The sequence below is a fragment of the Flavobacterium sp. HNIBRBA15423 genome (assembly GCF_052655965.1).
The window spans coordinates 1,204,037-1,224,623 of sequence record NZ_CP199751.1 but is presented as its reverse complement, the minus strand read 5'-3'; the positions used below and the strand labels follow the sequence as shown (position 1 = coordinate 1,224,623).

Below are 20,587 nucleotides of genomic sequence, written 5' to 3'. Positions count from 1 at the left end.
AGCATCAATTCCTTGATGCTTTTTTTATTCAAACTCTTTTTGGTTTTTATTCTAACACAAAACTAATAGTAACATTTGCTATAACTTCAATTTCTCCAATAGCTAAAGTTTCATTTGCTCCTCCCATTTCCATACTCTTCATTGTAACATTTCTATACATTGGCTGTGGAAAATTTGGTTGTGTAGTATCTGAAATAAAAATAGCTTTTCCTATTTTTTGCCCTAAAACAACCACATAATCTTCTGCTTTCATTTTAGCATCTAAAACAGCATTCTTTCTGGCTTCTGTTTCATATTGCATTAATTTAGAAGTTCTAAACTCAACTCCTTGAATTTGATTTATCCCACTATTTACCAAATCCATCATAATTGCATCATATTTTGACAAATCTTTTAAATGAATTTTAATGGTTTGACTAGCAACATAACTATTCTTTTTAGTTTGGTAATCATAATTTTTATATAAAGAAACTCGTTGAGACTGAAAATCTGAAGTTGGAATTCCCTTATTCTTAATTGTTTTGATTACTAAATCAACTGTTTCATCATTTTTCTTTTTTACTTCAGTTGCATCTTGTCCTGAATATTCTACTCCAACAGTAATTATAGCTTCATCTGGTGTCACTTTTATTTTACCTTCTCCCGAAACAGTAATTTGCGGAATTGGATTACTTTTTTCTTGTGCTTGATTCATAATTGTTGTAAGTATTAATACGAATGTTAAAATTGTTCTTTTCATGATTTTTATTTTTTTTATAGTTTTATTCAAAAATATGTGCCAAATTAAAGTTTATTTGTTTTATGCATATAAAACAAAACAAGAATAGGAATCATTAATAACCCAATCATTTCTAAATTTGTTGTAAACAAAGAAGGTTCTCTTATTAAAGTTATTAAATAACCACCTATCGCTCCACCAAAATGAGCTGTGTGACCAATATTATCTCTTTTAGCTTTTATTCCATAAATAGAGTATAACAAATAACCTATTCCAAAAACATACCCAGGAATAAATCCATAAAAATACATCCTATGATTTACATCTAATAAAATAGAAGCATAAATAACTCCCATTACAGCTCCAGAAGCTCCAATTGCTCTGTATGAATAATCATCTTTATGTAAATATAGAGTTAGTAAACTACCCGTAATCATGCTACCAAAATATACATATAAAAAATAAATATTGCCTATTATACCAATCACATAAGGAGCAAAAAAAAAGAGCGTTATCATATTAAATAATAAATGCATAAAATCTAGGTGAAGAAAACCAGAAGTTATCATCCTAATTTGTTCACCAGAACGAACTCTACCTATATGAAATTCATATTTTCTAAAAAAATCATTATCATTAAACCCTTTGTAGCTAACCAATGCTGTTATTCCTATTACAGCTATTAAAATTATATCCATTAATTTTGTTTTTTCTGTAAATTTAATAATACTTTGGGTATTTCCTTATTATTTTAAAAAAGTATATTTGTAAAAAAAATAATATGCAATTAATCGTTTACCTTTTATTATATCCAATTCTGTTTCTCATCTCAATTTTACCATTTCGTTTACTTTATATTTTTTCAGATTTCGTTTGTTTTATAGTATATAGAATTATTGGTTACAGAAAAAAAACAGTAAGAGAAAACATAGCAATGGCATTACCACATTTATCATTTGAAGAGAGAAAACAAATTGAAAAGAAATTTTATTCGCACATGTGTGATATGTTTTTAGAAATGATAAAAACTATGACTATATCACGAGAAGAAATAGAAAAACATTATAAATTCACAAATCTAGACGTAATATCAGAATTAGAAAAAAAAGGAAAAAGTATCGCTTTACTTTGCGGACATTATGCTAGTTATGAATGGGTTATTTCAATGAATTATTATATTACTTTTAATGGATATGGAATTTATAAAAAAATAGCTAATAAATATTTTGACAAATTAGTTCATGACATACGTTCAAAATTCAAAGCAATTTTAATTACTACTAAAGAAACCATTTCAACAGCAGAATACAATCATAAAAACGGAATTTTAGGGATTTGGGGATTTGCAAGTGATCAATCTCCAAAGTCGTCTTTAAAATCACATTGGTACACTTTCATGGGGATTGAAACACCTATTCACGTAGGAGCTGAACTTTTAGCTAAACGCTTAGATATGAATGTTGTTTTTTTAAAAACTAAAAAAGTAAAGCGAGGATATTATGAAGGCACTATAGAAATAATGACAGAAGATGCAAGATCTGTACCTAATTATGAAATATCTGAATCATTTATTAAAAAAATAGAAGAACAAATTTATGAAGCTCCTGAATATTATTTATGGACACATAAACGTTGGAAACATAAAAAAACATAAAATGAAACTTGTATTTGCCTCAAACAATAAGAATAAAATAGCTGAAATTCAGCAAATGCTTCCTTCAAATATTTCAATTTTAAGCTTAGAAGAGATAGGTTGCTATGAAGATATTCCAGAAACTGCTTCTACAATTGAAGGAAATGCTATTTTGAAAGCAAATTATGTAACAGAAAAGTTTGGATATAATTGTTTTGCAGATGATACTGGCTTAGAAGTTGAAGCACTAAATGGAGATCCAGGAGTATATTCAGCTCGTTATGCAGGAGAACATAAAGACGCTAACGACAATATGAATAAATTACTTTCTGAGCTTGAAAACCAAAACAATAGAAATGCTCAGTTTAAAACAGTAATTGCTTTAAACATTGAAGGAAATCAAAACCTATTTACTGGTATAATTGAAGGTACAATAATTGACACTAAAAGAGGTGATAAAGGCTTTGGTTATGATCCAATTTTCGTTCCAAAAAACCACAATGTCACATTTGCAGAAATGGTAATGGAAGAAAAAGCGATTTTAAGTCATAGAGGAATTGCTACACGCAAATTAGTAGATTTCTTAAATAAATCATCTACGCCTTAATTGAAAAAACTGGCAAACTCCAATTAAAACGCACAGCAGCTAATCGGAAAATAATAATAAATAATGAAGTTATCAACTCGTTTATTGAATCATTTAGTCCTAAAAACTGAGCAATAAAAAACAAAATCCCGCCCATAATACAAATAGTGGCATAAATTGTTCCTTTACGAAGTAAAAGAGGAATTTCATTACATAATATATCTCGAATAAGCCCACCAAAACTAGCCGTAATTGTTCCTAAAGCAATACAAATTGTGGGATGCAAACCATATTCTAAACCTTTTTCAATTCCAATTAAAGTAAAAACTCCTAATCCAATAGTATCAAACAAAAACAATGAAATTCTAAGTTTATTTAAATAGTTTCTAAAAATCAATGCTATAATATATCCAACAATAATGAGGTACACATAATTTAAATCTTGCATCCACCCTACTGGAGTTCTACCAATCAATGCATCTCTTAAAGTTCCTCCACCTAAAGCAGTCACAAAGGCAATAATAAACACTCCAAACAAATCTAACTTTTTATTTATTGCTGTTAAAACTCCTGAAATTGCAAATACAAAAACTCCAATAAAGTCTAATACTTCAATCATATAACATTTTCTTGCAAAAATACCTAATAATAACTTATTTAAAATTAATAATTTTATTTAGCATGATAATTTTTGATCTAAGAAATAAAGAATAAAAACGCAATCGTTTGTAAATCAATCACAAACAAATTAGTTTATCCAATAAATAAGAGCTACCTTTGCACCCAATTTAAAATATTTTATGAATAAATTTGAACAATTAGGTCTAAACGAATCGCTTCTGCTCGCGATCAAAGACCTTGGATTTGAAAATCCATCGGAAGTACAGGAAAAAGCGATTCCCCTATTATTGGAAAAAGACACTGACATTGTAGCATTGGCCCAAACTGGAACGGGTAAAACTGCTGCATTTGGTTTTCCACTTATTCAAAAAATTAATGCTGAAAACAGAGATACTCAAGCATTAATTTTATCGCCTACAAGAGAGTTATGTCTTCAAATTACAAACGAGATTAAACTATACTCTAAATACATTAAAGGAATAAATACTGTTGCTATTTATGGTGGTGCAAGTATTACCGAACAGGCTAGCCAAATAAGAAGAGGAGCACAAATTATTGTGGCTACTCCTGGAAGAATGCAAGACATGATTAACCGTAATATGGTTAACATTAAAAACATTAGTTATTGTATACTAGATGAAGCTGATGAAATGTTGAACATGGGATTCTATGAAGACATTACTGCAATTTTATCGGATACTCCAAAAGAAAAAAGCACTTGGTTATTCTCAGCAACAATGCCTCAAGAGGTGGCTCGTATTGCTAAAGATTTCATGAGAAAACCTTTAGAAATTACTGTTGGTCATAAAAATTCTGGAAACGAAAATGTATCTCACGAATTTTATTTAGTAAGTGCTCGTGATCGTTATGCAGCTTTAAAACGTTTAGCTGATGCAAATCCAAATATCTTTTCTGTAATCTTTTGTAGAACAAAAAGAGATACACAAGCTGTAGCTGAAAAATTAATCGAAGATGGTTATAGTGCTGCTGCTCTACATGGAGATTTATCTCAAGCACAACGTGATGGAGTAATGAAATCATTCCGTGGAAGACAAATTCAAATGCTTGTTGCTACAGATGTAGCTGCTCGTGGAATTGATGTTGAAGACATTACACACGTTATCAATTACCAATTACCAGATGAAGTTGAAACTTACACACACCGTTCTGGTAGAACTGGTCGTGCTGGAAAATCAGGTACTTCTTTAGTTATTATTACAAAAAGTGAGTTACGTAAAATTTCTCAAATTGAGCGAATCATCAAAATGAAATTTGAAGAAAAACCTATTCCTTCTGGTATAGAAATTTGCCAAATTCAGTTATTTCACTTAGCAAATAGAATTAAAGATGTTAAAGTAGATCATGAAATTGACGCTTATTTACCAGCTATCGAAGAAGTTTTAAAAGATATTCCAAAAGAAGAATTAATTAAGAAAATGGTTTCTGTTGAATTTAATCGTTTTATTAATTATTATAAAAAATCTAGCGATTTATCTTCTGAAGGAGGAACAAGAAGAGAATCTGGAGTTATACCAACAGATGGTGCTGTTCGTTTCTTTATAAACATTGGCTCAAGAGACAATTTTGATTGGATGACATTAAAAGATTTCCTTAAAGAAACTTTAGACCTTGGTCGTGATGATGTTTTCAAAGTAGATGTAAAAGAAGGATTCTCTTTCTTTAACACAGATGCTTCTTTAGCTCCTAAAGTAATGGAAGTTTTAAATGCATTTAGCCTACAAGGAAGAAAAATAAATGTAGAAATTTCTAAAAACGAAGGTGGTGGAAGCTCTAGAAGAAGAGATCACAACGGACGTGGTGAAAAACGCTCTGGAGGAGGATTTAGAGGAGAAAGAAACTCTAGAGATGACAATAGACGTTCAGGTGGAAATGATAGAAAACCTGGAAGTGACCGCAAATTTGAAGTTAGAAAATCAGGTGATGGTGAGAGAAGAGGTAGAAGAAATGAAGGTGGTGAATCTAATGGATTTTTTGATAAAGCAAAACGCTCTAGAAGAAGTTAACAAAGTAATTCGTTAATTTTCTTATAAATTAATTACAAAGACTGTAAAATTTCTCTTTTTGATTCGTATTTTTGAATCAATATTTACCACATGAGATATTTTACAGTCTTTTTATTTCTATTCTTGACCCATTCTGTAATAGGTCAAACAGATACATTAACAGCAACTATACAAGGAACTGTTGTTCATAGTCAAACCAAATTACCTATGAATAATGTACATGTTATTAACACAACAAAAGTTAATGGCACTATAACTGATGGAAATGGTTTTTTTGAATTGATTGCCAAAGCAAACGATACACTCCTTTTTTCTTATCTTGGATTTGAAACCATCAAAGTTAAAGTAACTAATGACTGGATAAAAAACAAAACATCAAAAGTATCACTTACAGAAAAAGCATATGCTTTAGAAGAAGTTATTATTTCAAAATACAATTTAACAGGTTATGTTGAAGTTGATACTAAATTAATACCAGTTAGTGAAAGTGATTATCGATATAGCATTTCTGGTTTAGATGCCGGTTACGAAGCTGGAAGTAAATCACCAAGCGCAGTAACAAAAGTATTAGGAGCTATTTTTAATCCTGCAGATTTCTTATATAACGCTTTTGGGAAACGACCAAAACAAATGCGTAAATTAAAAGAAATGAAAAAAGATGATACAGTAAGAGAATTATTAGCAACAAAATTTGACAGGGAAACACTAGCTGCTCTTTTAGAAATTGATAAAGATGACATTCCTTTAATACTTCAAAACTGTAATTATTCTCAATATTTTATTAAATCTGCCAATGACTTACAAATACTTGAAGCCATTAGTTCTTGTTATGAAGAATATAAAATTTTGAAAAAAAACAACTAATTTTTATTAAAAAAGACTTATCAATAACTCTTCTACAAAGAAGCCTTCAATCTTAAAATTAAATTAAGCTACTATTTTTCATTAAAACGACTTTCAATAAAATCTATATCTTTAATTGTTTTTCTTGTCCAATCTAATCTTTTATCAATAATCTCATTTTCAGTCAATTGCCAATTAATAGATGAATTTCTAAGTCGATTGGTCAAATCTTGAATAATAATAGCGGCTGAAACAGAAATATTCAAACTTTCTGTAAAACCAACCATTGGAATCTTTAAAAATCCATCAGCATTATTCATTACATCCTCTGACAATCCTTCTTTTTCTGTGCCAAAAAATAAAGCAGAAGGTTTTGTAATATCAAATTCATGTAAAAAACAAGATTCATCATGAGGTGTGGTAGCTATGATTTGGTAGCCTCTTTTTCGTAAAGCATCAATACATAACTTATTACTACTAAACTCGTTAATATCTACCCATTTTTCAGCACCTAATGCAATTTGCTTGTCTATAGTTTTACTGTATTTTTGTTCAATTATATTTAATTCTTGTATACCAAAAACTTCACAACTACGCATAACCGCACTTGTATTATGCATTTGATACACATCTTCAACAGCAATAGTAAAATGCTTTGTTCTATTTGCTAAAACTTCGATAAAACGTTGTTTTCTATTTTCTGAAATAAATCCTTCTAAGTACTCTAATAATGCTAAATCTTTCATGGGGTTCAAATTTAGCAAACCAAATGAAAATTAAAAACTATAGGTAGCTTTTATTTTAGCAAAAAATGGTGTTCCTGGTGTAAAATGTATTTCTTCTACACTTTGAGGTTCATTTTGCAAACGTGATTCAGTTAAAAACTGTGTTTCATTCCATTTTGTATCAAATAGGTTTTGTATAATTAGTCCGATATTTATACTTTTTGACAATTGATAATTTAAATTCATATCTGTAACAACATAACCTTCTGCAATTACTGAATTATCTTCATTTGCAGGTCTATCGCTTAAATAGCGATATTGTATTCCTCCAGAAAAACGTTTATAATTACGTATACTAATTCCTCCTACTGAAGTTAATTTTGGTGCCAATGGAATATAATCTTCACCCTGTGGTTCACCTACGCTTCTTGCAAAAGCATAATTTGCATCAAAATCAAAAAACACAAAGTCATTTAATTGATAACGAATTCCTAAATCTGCACCTAATCTCTTTGATTCACCTGATGGCTCAACAATTCCTGCATCTCCAACATAAACAAATTCTTGATCAGAAAACAAACTCCAAATAGCTGTATTAATAATCAAACTAGGATTAGGTTTTAAAATCACACCTAAATCGGCACCATAAACATTTGGCAAAATTTCTTTATTTTGTTGTAAAACTACACGTGTATCATTTGAGTGAAAACCTATTCCTGTCTTAAAAAAATAAGTTGTTTTTTCGCTTTGAGCATAACTAAAATTCAATTTTGGTAACACTTTAGATTTATCATTTGAAAGTGTTTTATAATTAGGATTTAATTTATCTTGGTAATTAAATTTAAAATATTCAAATCTAATAGCTGGATTTATAGTAAATTTATTGAATTGAAAATCGGTGTTTATATAGCCGAAGAAATTTGATTCTTCAATATCTCCAAGCTGAATATAATTTAAAACTTCGTTTCGGTTTAATGTATGAGAAAGTTCAATATTTTTATTTGAATTTACCTTTATTCCTACACCAGATTGTAATTTCAAATTAAAAGTTTCATAGTCTTTTCTAGTATTGTATTCCGAATTAAAACCATACAACATTCTGTCTTCTTTTTGTTTAATTTGATCCCCATTAATTGGATCTTCTAAAAAAAATGTAAAATTAGAAAACAGAGTAAAATCATATTTTGAAAAATATATATTTGTTTTAATGAAACTATCTTCATCAATTATTTTATCAATTGCTGCTGACAAGTTTGTTCGCGAAGTATAACCTCCTTCTGTGTCATCAACTGCTCCAAAACGTGAAATTGTTCCATCATTAACTAAACGCATTGGAATTTGACCAGAAGCATCCCATTTACTTGTAAAATGCGAGCCTATAAAACTCAATTTGGTTTGATTTTCTAAAACCGTTGTATATTTTCCAAATAAATTAAATCTATTGAAATTCTGTGGTGATTCAAAAGGACCATCTGTAACAATATATTCGGTTGCTATATAAGCATTTGATTTTGAATTATTCCCCAATAAATCAAATAATCCTACTGTACGAATAGTATTAAACTGCCCAACTTCTACACTAACTTTACTTTGCTCTAATCTATCTTTAGAAGAAAAATCCACATAGGCTGCTGTTGCAAAGTTTCCCTTTGAAGCAGTATAAGGTCCTTTACCAAAATCTATTTTATCAATTGTTTCAGGAATAATAAAATGCAAATCGGCATAGCCTTGACCGTGTGCATGCGAAGGCATATTCACAGGAATTCCATCAGATGAAATAGCTACATCTGTTCCATGATCAATATCATAACCTCTTAAAAATAATTGTTCTGCTTTTCCACCACCAGCATGTTGTCCTATAAATAAACCTGGAACTTTTCGTAATATTTCTTGTGAAGAGTTAACAGGATTAGTAGATAAATCAATTTTTGTAAGATTTGAATTAATATTTATAGAAGGACTTAATACTACTTCAGATAAACGAAAAATAGCATCTTCTAATATAATAGTGACTTTTGAATCTAAAGAAGTTATCTCAATTGTAGCACTTTTATATCCTAATTTAGTTAATTTTAAAGTTTCACCTACAGTAACCTTTGATAAATTAAAATTACCAAATTCATTTGTATGAGTATGCAAATCTGAATTTACATTATATACATAAACATCGTTAATTGGTTTTCCAAATACATCTGTAACTTTTCCATTAAAGCCTTGCGAAAAAGAGCTTATTACAAATATATAAAGGGTTGCTATGGAATAATATAATTTCATTGTTTTACTAAAATTAATAAAGTGTGTAAAAATACTTAGTTTGTATGGTTTTTCTTTCCTTAAAAACGAGTTTTAAATAGTCATTATCTCTTTTTCTAAATTAGGCCCAAGCTCATAAATACTTTCTAGCAACTCTTTTTTATGAGAATTTTTCTCATTAAGCTTGTTATTAGCTTTTAAAATCAATTCGTTATGATACATAATTAAAGGCTCATGAGATTTATTTAAAGTATGTTTTGAAATAACATTATAAGCGTTTTTATAATCACCAATGTTATAATAAACCCATGCTAATAAATCATATGATTCTGGTGTAGGTCTATTAAATATTTCTTTTTCAGCTATCATCAAAGCTTTATCAGTTTCTCCTGGTGTTTCAGCAAATAACAATGCATTGTACTTGTTATACATGTCTCCATAATCGTTCTTTGATAGCGTACTAAAATAATCATTTAAAGCAAGTTGTTTTGCTCTTGCATCACCAACATAATCATAAATATCTGCTTTTAAAAGATATAAATCTGGAACAAGATGTTTTGTTTCAATATAATCTATAATTTCAATAGCCAATTTTGTATTCTTTTCATGAGAAAAAGCAATCCAAGCTATTCCTTTTAAGGCATACATATTATTATTATCAATTTCTAATGTCTTTAAATAATAATTATAGGAATCTTGAATTCTTCCAGCATGACCATAAAAATCAGCGATATTTGAATAAATCCATAATTTCAAATCCTCCTTTTTAGAAGTTTCTGCCATTTTCATAACTTTCTCCATAACTTCAATCGCTTTGTCTAAATTCCCATTATGATCATTCCATTTTGCTAACCTTATTAAATAATCAAAATCATTAAAATTTTGAATTTGATTTAATTTTTCTTTTGCTAAGTCATAATTTCCTAACTCCATATAAACATCAAATAACATTTTTTCAGTTCCTTTTTTGTTCTCACCAAGTTCATAAGCCTTTTCTAAATGAGACAAAGCTTCTTTAAAACGATGTTGTGAAATATAATTTTTAGCAATGGAACGATGAATAACTGCCTTTTCACCTTTTATTCGATTATTACAATCTAAAAGAAGTTTTTCTGAATGATACAAATCACGAATATTACCGTTAATTTCAAAAAGTTGAGAATATAATCCTGATAAAGCAATTAAGTAAGTATATTGATTAGGTGCATCGTCATACTTCTTTTGCCAGTAAACAATATCTTTCTTTATATTCTCTAGTTTATCATTTTTATTATAAGCTAAATACTTTTGATAATCATTTTTCTTAGTTATATGCAATTGTTGATTAGAATTACAACTAAAAATGAAAATAGCAAACAACAATAATGTAGATTTAATAATTTGTTTTCTCATGGTTTTAGGTTTTAGTTTGTTTAGTTTTTAAACAAAGAGCACCCAAAGATGCTCTTTGTCACTAGTAAATAAAGTTATAACAGCTATTTACTACCAAGGTGAAGCCAAATATGGAAATGAGGACAAGAAAGTTTTATCATTTGCATCAACATGATCGGAAGTTAAACCGGGATTATCAGAATTACTTGGACCACCAAAAATTAATATTAATTCTACATCAATAACATCATCTGCTAAAGCTCTACCTGTTAACACGTTAGTTCCATCATAAAAAGTAGTAGGAGCTGTTGTAGAAACATTTAAAACATCAGTTGCTAAAACTCCAGTAAAAGCTGATGCATCAAGTCCTAATAAATTTGTTGTATATCCTGGATTTAAAGCTAATAATCTAGTTTCAAAAGCAGATTGAAAGCTTGCGTCCATAGTAGAGGGAGTTGTTGTATTAAAAGCATCTTTACTTGAAGAGCCGACAAATACTGTATTGATTGCAGGTCTACCCATTTGATCTTGTTGTGTATAGGTTCCACTAAAATCTAATGGTTGTTCATAAGAAGTTGTATCATCATCACTACATCCTATAATAAAGGAAGCAATAATAATACAAGTGAATATTTTTTTATATTGAATTGATTTCATAATATCTATATTTTAATTTGTTTGTTTATTTTCTTTTAGTTTCAACCCACGTGTTTAAAGTTCCTGAACCACCTAACATAGATTTTGGTAATTCCACAACAATAGACATTACATTTGACCCAGCAAATGTGTCTGTACCAGGATTATTAAAACTTGAAGCATTTCCTGCAATAATTTCAGAATACTGTCCGAAATCAAAGAAAAATGGATCATCTCTTAAACCTGCAAATAGATTAACACCTGATTGAACTGAAGTTATTGCTTGCGACCCATAAGGTGTAATAGAAACACTTCCAAGTGAGTTACTTGTTTTAATTGTACTAGATGTTCCCGCAGTTCCTGGTGCAACTGGACCAAAGAAATACATTATACCATCTCGTGGAATAGCTTGAATAACTAAATCTTCAACATTATCCCCATTGTTATCTATATTGAATTCTACTAATACATCTTCATCAAAAGATGCAGAAACACTAGCCGTTGGACTCAATAATCCTTTTACATTAGCGACAAAAACTAAATTACTAGTATTTGCTCCTTGAAAAGAATAGAAATCTGTAATGTCGGCTGTTCCTCCTTGAACTGCTGGAGCATCTATATGGTCAGCTGCTACTAAAATAGTACAAGCTAAGCCAAGTAAAGAAAGCCCTAAAAATAATTTTGATTTTTTCATTTTGTTAATTTTTAAATGATTTATAACTACAGTTACGATAAAAACAAAACTTTGGTTTTAAAAAAATGATTTTTTTTTTAAATATGTTAGCATTAACTTTACAAACTATGGAACAAGAAATTTTAGTTAAACAATTACTTAATAAGGATAATAATTCGTTTACCTTATTATATGACAACTATTCAAAAAGTCTCTATGCGGTAATTTTCAATCTCATTAAAAACAAAGAAGAAGCTGAAGATGTTCTTCAAGAAGTTTTTGTTAAGATTTGGAACAATATTGATTCTTACAATGAATCAAAAGGAAGACTATATACATGGATGCTGAACATTGCTCGTAACACCACAATTGATAAATTACGTTCTAAAGGATACAACAATAGTCAAAAAAACCAATCAACAGATAACTTCGTATATATGCTTGAAGACAATTCAAAGACAGTCAACAAAATAGATGCAATTGGTATTAGTAGATTTATAAAAAAATTAAAACCAAAGTGTATCCAAATCATTGAATTATTATTTTTTCAAGGTTATACACAACAAGAGGCATCAGACGAGCTTGAAATACCATTAGGTACTATTAAAACGCAAAATAGAAATTGCATGAATGAATTAAGATTAATGATTAATGAATAGTAAAGAACTAATTGAATCAGGTACATTAGAATTATATGTATTTGGAAAACTTTCCGAAGAAGAAAATAAGGAAGTTGTAAGTATGGCAAAAAACCATCCCGAAGTTCAGGAAGAAATTTTAGCCATAGAACAAGCTGTAATTAACCTTTCGCAAAGTGTAGCACCACATTTATCAGTTACTAATTATGAAAAAATTAGAAAAAAATTACTTGCAAAAAATGATGCTATTTCTATAAATAGAAAACCTTCATGGACAAACTATGCAGGTTGGGCAGCCGCAGCCGTATTTGTTATAGGATTTGGTTTACAGTATTTTAAATTAGATGAATCTAAGGCTACAATTGATAAATTAGCTACAGAGAAAAGTATAATGCAAGAATCGATTGTCGATTTAGAATTTGAAAAACAAGAAGCTGAAAAAGTTTTAGCGATTGTAAGAGATAATAATAATATTCAAGTAGCCTTAGGAGGACAAGAAATAGCTCCTAATGCTTATGCAAAAGCTTATTACAATAAAGAAACCAAAGAAGTTTATATAGATGCTTCAGGTTTACCAATTCCTCCTGAAGGAAAAGTTTATCAAGTTTGGGGTTTAAAATTAGAACCTTTAACACCTAAGAGTATTGGTTTATTAGAAAATTTCACAGCAAACAACACCAAAGTTTTCAAAGTGGATAAAGCTGAAGATGCTGAAGCTTTTGGAATTACACTAGAACCAGCTGGAGGAAGTGTTAGCCCAACATTAGAACAACTTTATACTTTAGGAAAAGTTTAAAAAAAGATTTATAATAATAAAAATGCGTCAATATCGACGCATTTTTTTATTTCATGATTAATCTAAATAGAAATTAAAAAGCAAGTAATTTGACAAAAAACAATAAAAAATAGTAAACACATAACTCATAACTTGTAACTTATAACTATTTTTGCACTTTGTAAAAAACAACACAACTACCACATGTCACAATTATCAGAACTAAATGCTATTTCTCCAGTTGATGGAAGATATAGAAGTAAAACCCAAAATTTAGCACCCTATTTTTCTGAAGAAGCCTTAATCAAATATCGTGTTCTTATTGAAGTAGAATATTTTATTGCTTTGTGCGAATTACCCTTACCACAGCTTACTGAAGTTGATGCAAAAGTATTTGTTCCATTAAGAGAAATGTACACTAATTTTTCAACTGAAGATGCGCTTTGGATTAAGGAAACAGAAAAAACAACCAATCATGATGTAAAAGCAGTTGAATACTTTATCAAAAGTAAATTTGATGCTTTAGGATTAGAAAAATATAAAGAGTTTATCCATTTTGGGTTAACTTCACAAGACATTAATAATACTGCAATTCCTCTTTCAACAAAAGAAGCTTTTGAAAATGTATATATGCCTTCTTTAATTGCTGTTATCCAAAAATTAAAAGAATTAAGTATAGAATGGTCAGCTATTCCAATGCTTGCACGTACACATGGACAACCAGCTTCTCCTACTCGATTAGGAAAAGAAATCCTAGTATTTGTAGAACGTTTAGAAGAACAAATGCGTTTGTTATTTAATGTCCCTTTTGCGGCTAAATTTGGTGGTGCAACGGGAAATTATAACGCTCACAAAGTTGCCTATCCAAATATAGATTGGAAACAATTTGGAACCGATTTTGTAGAGAATAGTTTAGGATTACACCATTCTTTTCCAACGACTCAAATTGAGCACTACGATCATTTTGCGGCTTTCTTTGATGCTTTAAAAAGAATCAACAATATAGTTTTAGATTTAGACCGAGACATTTGGACCTATGTTTCGATGGACTATTTCAAACAAAAAATAAAAGCGGGTGAAATAGGTTCGTCAGCGATGCCACATAAAGTAAATCCTATTGATTTTGAAAATAGTGAAGGAAATTTAGGTATTGCTAATGCTATTTTCGAACATCTTTCCGCTAAATTACCTATCTCAAGATTACAACGTGATTTAACAGATAGTACCGTTTTAAGAAACGTTGGAGTTCCTTTTGGGCATACTATAATTGCTTTTGAAGCTACTTTAAAAGGATTGAATAAATTATTATTGAACGAACCAAAATTTGCAGAAGATTTAGAAAAAAATTGGGCAGTTGTTGCAGAAGCAATTCAAACTATTTTAAGACGTGAAGGATATCCAAATCCTTATGAAGCTTTGAAAGAATTAACTAGAACAAATACAGTTATCAATAAAGAATCGATTCATGCTTTTATTGAAACTTTAACAATTTCTGATGCTATTAAAACAGAGTTAAAGCAAATTACACCTAGTAATTATTTAGGAATTTAAATTATTACACACAATATTATATAAAATCCATTAGCACCCACTAATGGATTTTTTTCATTAACAGCTTATTAACAACTGGCATAGAATTTGATAAATTTCACAAATAAGACTTAAAATTATGAGAAATACAATCACCCTACTCGTTCTATTTTTCAATTCAGTTGTACTTTCAGCACAAGAATTAAACCTTAATTATGATGATTTAGAAAACGATGTTTTAGAATTAATTAATGCACACCGAAAAACCTTAAAATTGAACAAACTAGAGAAAGACGATGTGTTACTTAAAGCAGCTCAAGATCAAAGCAATTATATGTTGACAATTAAAAAATTATCTCACGAACAAAATAATGTCAATAAAAAACATCCTAAAAATCGCATCAAATTTCATGGTGGTGAAAATTTTAACACCTATGGTGAAAATGTATTATACTTAACCGTTGAGCCTAAAACCTATTCTAAAAATGATATTGCAATTCTAGCCGAAAGAATCTATCAAGAATGGAAAGATTCTCCTCCGCATTATAAAAACATGATTAGTAATGAATATAAATATGCTAGTTTAGCATTTGCATTTGATTCAAAAAGCAAGCGTTTATATGCTACTACAGTTTTTGGTAACAAAAATGACAATTAGTCGTCTTTTATAATAGACACTTCATTTTTTATCGTGAAGCTCTTAACCACATTGATTCTAAAGTTATATGAGAAAGAATATGAAGTATTACCTTTTTTTCTGTTTATTCCTACATTCTTTTTCTAATTCTGCACAAGAAATTACTCTAGACTACAATCAACGTAGGTACTAAAGTCATTGAACTGATTAATCAGCATAGAAAAATTTTACGATTACAGGAATTGAAAAAGGATTTAGTATTACTAAAAGCTGCTAAAGATCATAGCACTTATATGCTCGAAAATAATATATTATCACATGAACAAAAGAATATTGCTAAAAAATTTCCAAAAGATAGAATTCTATTTTATGAAGGAAAAATGTTTGATACTTTTGGTGAGAATATACTATATACAACTATTCCGTTTACAAAATATACTGAAGCAGAAATTAATGTTTTAGCAAGAAAAATTTTTCTTCAATGGAAAAATTCTCCTCCTCATTATAAAAACATTATTTATCAAAATTATGAATTTACTGATATTGCATTTTCGGTAGATAAAAATTTAAAAAGATTATATGCTACAAATGTATTTGGAGCAAAAGGTTTTATTATTCCCAACCAACTTTCAGATAATGCCTTTGGATTAAGCGAAAAGAGTATTTATTGCAAAAAAATCGAGTTAAGTGATCAAATTCACATTGGAAATAGCTTAAGAATAGAAGGAAACGATGTGATATTATATTATCATGATATTGAAAAGTTTAAAGAAATTTTTAATGAACCTAGCGATGCTATTGCGATAGATTTTATTGAAGAAAATCAGTTTAAATGTGGTTCTAAAAATGAATTAGATGTTTCATCTATTTATGATGGAACATTATCCAAACCTATCTATAGAGATGAACTATTAGCCCAAAATAGAGCCCAAAATAAATTTAAGTTGATTACCAAAGTAGGTGAAGTTCCTGAACATTTAAGAGGAAAAAACTTAACTTTGAATGCTGTTTTTGTTTTTACTAACTGTGCCTGTGCTTATGTTTCATCTATAAAAATTAATTCTAAATCATTATCTCTATTTCCAATTGAACCCAAATTAGAAATTCCGAAAAATACAACCCTTAATAATAAAGGTATTATTAAAACTGAAGAACATTCTTTTGCTTTTGGGCGAAATGAAATAATTGAAAAATTAGAAAACGCAGAAGCTTATTTCAACACACAAGAATATTTTCATTCTGATGATTCTTTTGATATTGAAATCACTTATGATACAATCGCAACTGGTTATGAAGAAATTACTACCAAAAATATTGAAATTCAACCAGAAAATGAAATTACTGAAGAAGTAGATATCGTTCCATTTGAAATAATTAATGAAGAAATACATTCCACACAAATTTATAGCTATAGTTCTGTTGAAGGAAATGAATCATTAAATAAAAATTTATATTTAGAAAGAGTCAAATCCATTGAAAAATATGGGCTAGAAAAATTAAATATAACAATTAAACCATCAAAAATAGTTGCAGAAGAAAATTGGGAAACCTGTTATATTCAACTAGAAATGGAAAATTTAAGTGCATTAGCCAAAAAATCTAAAAATGAAATTAGAAATTACATTAATGCAAATAGAAATGATTGGAATGATTATTTGAACAAACAGCGTCTATCTAAACTCATAGCCAATTATTATGGAGAATTAAAAACGACAAATCCTAATGACAAATATTACCTTGAATATTTGTACGAAATTAATTTACGAACTGGCATTTATGAGAAAGACAATAACAGAGCTAATTTGGCTCTAGCCAAAATTTATCAATTAGATTATAATCAATGTATTTTTGAAGAGCTAGTTTTTAATGAGATTATGACCAATGAAAAATTAGTTCAAAATGCAACTGCAGTTTTGATTAAGAATTACCATTATAATCATTTTAATACTGTTCGTTTTTTAAAATATTGGCTAAGCCAATTTGAATCTTTAAATGAAAAAGCAAAGCTTAATTTACTTACTCTATATTGCGTGACCAATGATGAATTGTTAGACAGTTGGGATATTTCCACCACTAAATTAGCCAATGTTACAAAACCAAAAGCCTTGACAGATAAATTTGAAGTATTTAAAAGCAATCTAGATTTAACAGCAAATTACAATTATGTAGCACTTTATTTTTCTAATCATATTAATGATTATGAAGGCATTAACTATTATTTTGATAAAGTATATTATAGTTTCAAAGAAAATATTAAATCATCAAATGATAGAGTTAATCTAGGACTGTTTTTAAATAATTGGAGTTCTTATACTACAACAATAAAGTTGCTAAAAGCTGAAATGAAAAAGCCAGAATTTACAAAACAAGAAGCTTTACTATTAGCACAAACTTATCCAATAGAAATTGAGGATAATGGAAGCTCCGATTCTGATTTAGAATATATTCTAAAAAAAGTATATCATTTAAATAAAAAAACTTGGTGCGAATGGCAAAACAATAATAAAAATCTTCTAAGAAACTATATTATAAAAAGAGAATATTGCAAGATGTGCAATCAATGATGATTCATTTTTTTATCATTATTTTCTGTTAATTTTCACTAAAAACATTGTACTTTTCTTCCTATTTATTACTTTTAAGGAAAAGTAAAAAGAATGCCATTACCTTTATTTACTAGCACTGCTGTTCATCTACCTGATTTAATCAATGATCTTGGTTTAATACTTGTTACAGCAGCAATTGCAGTATTGGTTTTTCGAAAATTAAAACAACCTCTAGTATTAGGCTATTTAGTTGCTGGTTTTTTAGCTAGTCCAAATTTTAATTTTTTCCCAACGGTAAAAGATATTCATAGCATTGAAGTTTGGGCAGAAATTGGTGTTATCTTTTTACTCTTCAGTTTAGGGTTAGAATTCAGTTTTAAAAAATTACTAAAAGTAGGCGGAACAGCTTCTGTAACTGCTTTAACACAAATTGTAACCATGCTCATATTAGGTTACTATGTTGGAAAATTAATGGGTTGGGAAAATATGAATTGTATTTTTCTAGGTGTTATTCTCTCTATTTCTTCAACAACTATTATTTTAAAAGCCTTTGATGAGTTAGGTGTAAAATCCAAAAAATTTGTTGAAAATGTAATTGGTGCGCTTATTGTTCAAGATATTGTTGCCATTTTGATGATGGTTTTATTATCAACTATAGCTGTAAGTCAGCAGTTTTCTGGCAGTGAACTTGTTAAATCTTTACTTAAACTTTTCTTCTTTTTATCAATTTGGTTCATTTCAGGTATTTTTTTCATTCCTACCTTATTAAAAAAGTTAAAGCATTTATTTACTGATGAAATGCTACTCATTGTTTCATTAGCACTCTGCTTAGCAATGGTTATTTTTGCTTCAGAAGTTGGTTTTTCTCCTGCATTAGGTGCTTTTATAATGGGTTCAATTATTGCCGAAACCAATGAAGCCGAACATATTGAACATCTTGTAAAACCAGTTAAAGATTTATTTGGTGCCGTCTTTTTTGTATCTGTTGGTATGCTAATTAACCCAGATACTTTAGTGGAATATGCAATTCCTGTAATGCTTTTAACATTGATAACCATTTTTGGACAATCTATAAGTTCAACTATTGGCACTTTAATTTCTGGACAACCATTAAAGCAATCTATTCAAACTGGAATGAGTTTGTCGCAAATTGGAGAGTTCTCTTTTATTATTGCCACTTTAGGAGTCTCACTAAAAGTAACCAGTGATTTTTTATATCCTATTGTAGTAGCTGTTTCTGCAGTAACTGCATTTACAACTCCTTTTATGATTAAATTTGCAACACCAACAGCTGAATTTATCGAAAAAAAATTACCTAAAAAATGGGTAAAAAAAATTGAGCTCTATAGTGCTAATTCACAAGCTATAAAAACTGTAAGTACATGGCAAATTGTAATAAAGGCTTATTTATTACAAGTTGTACTATTTTCTATTATCATTTTTGCTATAATTCTAATTTCTAAAAACTTTTTACTGCCATTAATGGACACATTTATTTATGGAAATAGTATTGCAGCATTCATAACATTACTAGTTTTAGCTCCTTTTTTATGGGCTTTATCTTTAAAAAGAGTAGCAAGAGAAGAAGTTCAAGAATTATTAAAAAACAGAAAATATTATGGTCCTGTCATCGTTTTAGTCTTTTTACGTATTTGTATTGCCTTATTATTTATTGGAATCATGCTAAATAATTTCTTCTCACCAGGAATTGCGCTACTTGCTTTTGTGATTTCCATTATTATAATTATGCTGTTTCCAAAGAGAATCAACCAATTGTATCATAAAATAGAAGATCGTTTTATAACCAACCTCAACGAAAGAGAAGTTAAAACTAAAAATATAAACCGAAATAATTTATCCCCTTGGGACGGTCACATGGCTAATTTCACTATTAGTGCAGAATCGGATTTTACTGGAAAAACACTGGAAGAAATTAAAATTCGGGAAACCATTGGAGTCAATATTGCTTTAATTAAAAGAGGTGAATTACATATTTACATTCCATCAAAAGATGAAAAATTATATCCAAATGACGAAATAAGCATAATAGGAACAGATGCTCAGGTAAAACTTTTTTCTGATTACTTAGAAGAACATAAGCTAAAAATTGAAGAAATAGAAGAATCTATAATTGCCTTACAACAATTTGAGTTAATTAACCAGTGGTTTATTGGCAAAACCATCCGAGAATCTGGAATACGAGAAAAAACAAATGGATTAGTAGTAGGAGTTGAACACAATGGAAGACGCATTTTAAACCCTGAATCCAATTTAATTATGAGTAAGAATGATATTATTTGGGTGGTGGGTGATAAAAAGAAGATTAAAACCTTTTTTGAATAAAAAGAACCAGTTCTAAAAATCTGTATCGATGATTT

Annotated in this window: 18 protein-coding genes; 10 read left to right on the top strand and 8 right to left on the bottom strand. The window is 29.0% G+C overall.

Annotated elements, in window-relative coordinates; all coding sequences use genetic code 11:
• Positions 1-46 precede the first annotated feature (46 nt).
• Positions 47-739 carry an SIMPL domain-containing protein gene (locus ACULEV_RS05485; RefSeq protein ID WP_445457665.1) on the bottom strand — a complete coding sequence of 231 codons (693 nt, stop codon included), beginning with the start codon at positions 737-739 and terminating at the stop codon, positions 47-49.
• A 44-nt stretch (positions 740-783) separates the two neighbouring features.
• Positions 784-1,416, bottom strand: a complete 633-nt coding sequence (locus tag ACULEV_RS05480; RefSeq protein ID WP_445457664.1) for a rhomboid family intramembrane serine protease — start codon at positions 1,414-1,416, stop codon at positions 784-786.
• Between the two features lie 83 nt (positions 1,417-1,499).
• On the opposite strand from ACULEV_RS05480, the gene ACULEV_RS05475 reads away from it, so the two are divergent.
• Positions 1,500-2,372: a lysophospholipid acyltransferase family protein gene (locus ACULEV_RS05475; protein ID WP_445457663.1), complete on the top strand. Its 873-nt coding sequence runs from the start codon at positions 1,500-1,502 to the stop codon at positions 2,370-2,372.
• Between the two features lies 1 nt (position 2,373).
• Positions 2,374-2,958 (top strand): non-canonical purine NTP diphosphatase, encoded by a 585-nt coding sequence (locus tag ACULEV_RS05470; protein WP_445457662.1) that lies wholly within the window; start codon positions 2,374-2,376, stop codon positions 2,956-2,958.
• Here the strand turns inward: ACULEV_RS05470 and ACULEV_RS05465 are convergent.
• On the bottom strand, positions 2,948-3,556 hold the full coding sequence (locus ACULEV_RS05465) for a trimeric intracellular cation channel family protein (protein WP_445457661.1): 609 nt from the start codon (positions 3,554-3,556) through the stop codon (positions 2,948-2,950). The genes ACULEV_RS05470 and ACULEV_RS05465 overlap by 11 nt on opposite strands.
• A 181-nt stretch (positions 3,557-3,737) precedes the next feature.
• Here ACULEV_RS05465 and ACULEV_RS05460 point away from each other — a divergent pair, with 181 nt between their 5' ends.
• Positions 3,738-5,582 (top strand): DEAD/DEAH box helicase, encoded by a 1,845-nt coding sequence (locus tag ACULEV_RS05460; RefSeq protein ID WP_445457660.1) that lies wholly within the window; start codon positions 3,738-3,740, stop codon positions 5,580-5,582.
• Between the two features lie 90 nt (positions 5,583-5,672).
• Positions 5,673-6,446 (top strand): carboxypeptidase-like regulatory domain-containing protein, encoded by a 774-nt coding sequence (locus tag ACULEV_RS05455; protein ID WP_445457659.1) that lies wholly within the window; start codon positions 5,673-5,675, stop codon positions 6,444-6,446.
• A 71-nt stretch (positions 6,447-6,517) separates the two neighbouring features.
• Here ACULEV_RS05455 and ACULEV_RS05450 read toward each other — a convergent pair whose 3' ends face one another.
• From ACULEV_RS05450 to ACULEV_RS05430, 5 genes are all read right to left on the bottom strand, one after another.
• Complete coding sequence (locus ACULEV_RS05450) at positions 6,518-7,171, bottom strand: TrmH family RNA methyltransferase (protein WP_445457658.1); 654 nt, start codon at positions 7,169-7,171, stop codon at positions 6,518-6,520.
• A 30-nt stretch (positions 7,172-7,201) separates the two neighbouring features.
• Positions 7,202-9,424 (bottom strand): TonB-dependent receptor, encoded by a 2,223-nt coding sequence (locus ACULEV_RS05445; RefSeq protein WP_445457657.1) that lies wholly within the window; start codon positions 9,422-9,424, stop codon positions 7,202-7,204.
• Between the two features lie 72 nt (positions 9,425-9,496).
• Positions 9,497-10,795 carry a tetratricopeptide repeat protein gene (locus ACULEV_RS05440; protein ID WP_445457656.1) on the bottom strand — a complete coding sequence of 433 codons (1,299 nt, stop codon included), beginning with the start codon at positions 10,793-10,795 and terminating at the stop codon, positions 9,497-9,499.
• A gap of 90 nt (positions 10,796-10,885) precedes the next feature.
• On the bottom strand, positions 10,886-11,431 hold the full coding sequence (locus tag ACULEV_RS05435; RefSeq protein ID WP_445457655.1) for a DUF4331 family protein: 546 nt from the start codon (positions 11,429-11,431) through the stop codon (positions 10,886-10,888).
• A 25-nt stretch (positions 11,432-11,456) separates the two neighbouring features.
• Entirely contained in the window at positions 11,457-12,104 is a 648-nt protein-coding gene (locus tag ACULEV_RS05430) for a DUF4331 family protein (protein ID WP_445457654.1), read from the bottom strand.
• Positions 12,105-12,211: 107 nt separating this feature from the next.
• Here ACULEV_RS05430 and ACULEV_RS05425 point away from each other — a divergent pair, with 107 nt between their 5' ends.
• From ACULEV_RS05425 to ACULEV_RS05400, 6 genes are all read left to right on the top strand, one after another.
• Positions 12,212-12,742: an RNA polymerase sigma factor gene (locus tag ACULEV_RS05425; RefSeq protein ID WP_445458523.1), complete on the top strand. Its 531-nt coding sequence runs from the start codon at positions 12,212-12,214 to the stop codon at positions 12,740-12,742.
• Complete coding sequence (locus ACULEV_RS05420; RefSeq protein WP_445457653.1) at positions 12,735-13,517, top strand: anti-sigma factor; 783 nt, start codon at positions 12,735-12,737, stop codon at positions 13,515-13,517. Before ACULEV_RS05425 ends, ACULEV_RS05420 begins: the two co-directional genes overlap by 8 nt.
• A gap of 183 nt (positions 13,518-13,700) precedes the next feature.
• Positions 13,701-15,047 carry an adenylosuccinate lyase gene (purB, locus tag ACULEV_RS05415; protein WP_445457652.1) on the top strand — a complete coding sequence of 449 codons (1,347 nt, stop codon included), beginning with the start codon at positions 13,701-13,703 and terminating at the stop codon, positions 15,045-15,047.
• A gap of 118 nt (positions 15,048-15,165) precedes the next feature.
• Complete coding sequence (locus tag ACULEV_RS05410; protein WP_445457651.1) at positions 15,166-15,684, top strand: CAP domain-containing protein; 519 nt, start codon at positions 15,166-15,168, stop codon at positions 15,682-15,684.
• Between the two features lie 155 nt (positions 15,685-15,839).
• Positions 15,840-18,227 (top strand): CAP domain-containing protein, encoded by a 2,388-nt coding sequence (locus tag ACULEV_RS05405; protein ID WP_445458522.1) that lies wholly within the window; start codon positions 15,840-15,842, stop codon positions 18,225-18,227.
• Positions 18,228-18,320: 93 nt separating this feature from the next.
• Complete coding sequence (locus ACULEV_RS05400) at positions 18,321-20,552, top strand: cation:proton antiporter domain-containing protein (protein WP_445457650.1); 2,232 nt, start codon at positions 18,321-18,323, stop codon at positions 20,550-20,552.
• The last annotated feature ends 35 nt before the right edge of the window (positions 20,553-20,587 follow it).

Coding starts and splice junctions, on each gene's coding strand:
- ACULEV_RS05470 (WP_445457662.1), top strand. CDS start 2,374: ATGAAACTTGTATTTGCCTCAAACAATAAGAATAAAATAGCTGAAATT.
- ACULEV_RS05400 (WP_445457650.1), top strand. CDS start 18,321: ATGCCATTACCTTTATTTACTAGCACTGCTGTTCATCTACCTGATTTA.
- ACULEV_RS05440 (WP_445457656.1), bottom strand. CDS start 10,795: ATGAGAAAACAAATTATTAAATCTACATTATTGTTGTTTGCTATTTTC.
- ACULEV_RS05465 (WP_445457661.1), bottom strand. CDS start 3,556: ATGATTGAAGTATTAGACTTTATTGGAGTTTTTGTATTTGCAATTTCA.
- ACULEV_RS05430 (WP_445457654.1), bottom strand. CDS start 12,104: ATGAAAAAATCAAAATTATTTTTAGGGCTTTCTTTACTTGGCTTAGCT.
- ACULEV_RS05445 (WP_445457657.1), bottom strand. CDS start 9,424: ATGAAATTATATTATTCCATAGCAACCCTTTATATATTTGTAATAAGC.
- ACULEV_RS05410 (WP_445457651.1), top strand. CDS start 15,166: ATGAGAAATACAATCACCCTACTCGTTCTATTTTTCAATTCAGTTGTA.
- ACULEV_RS05435 (WP_445457655.1), bottom strand. CDS start 11,431: ATGAAATCAATTCAATATAAAAAAATATTCACTTGTATTATTATTGCT.
- ACULEV_RS05480 (WP_445457664.1), bottom strand. CDS start 1,416: ATGGATATAATTTTAATAGCTGTAATAGGAATAACAGCATTGGTTAGC.
- ACULEV_RS05475 (WP_445457663.1), top strand. CDS start 1,500: ATGCAATTAATCGTTTACCTTTTATTATATCCAATTCTGTTTCTCATC.
- ACULEV_RS05420 (WP_445457653.1), top strand. CDS start 12,735: ATGAATAGTAAAGAACTAATTGAATCAGGTACATTAGAATTATATGTA.
- purB (WP_445457652.1), top strand. CDS start 13,701: ATGTCACAATTATCAGAACTAAATGCTATTTCTCCAGTTGATGGAAGA.
- ACULEV_RS05450 (WP_445457658.1), bottom strand. CDS start 7,171: ATGAAAGATTTAGCATTATTAGAGTACTTAGAAGGATTTATTTCAGAA.
- ACULEV_RS05455 (WP_445457659.1), top strand. CDS start 5,673: ATGAGATATTTTACAGTCTTTTTATTTCTATTCTTGACCCATTCTGTA.
- ACULEV_RS05485 (WP_445457665.1), bottom strand. CDS start 739: ATGAAAAGAACAATTTTAACATTCGTATTAATACTTACAACAATTATG.
- ACULEV_RS05460 (WP_445457660.1), top strand. CDS start 3,738: ATGAATAAATTTGAACAATTAGGTCTAAACGAATCGCTTCTGCTCGCG.
- ACULEV_RS05425 (WP_445458523.1), top strand. CDS start 12,212: ATGGAACAAGAAATTTTAGTTAAACAATTACTTAATAAGGATAATAAT.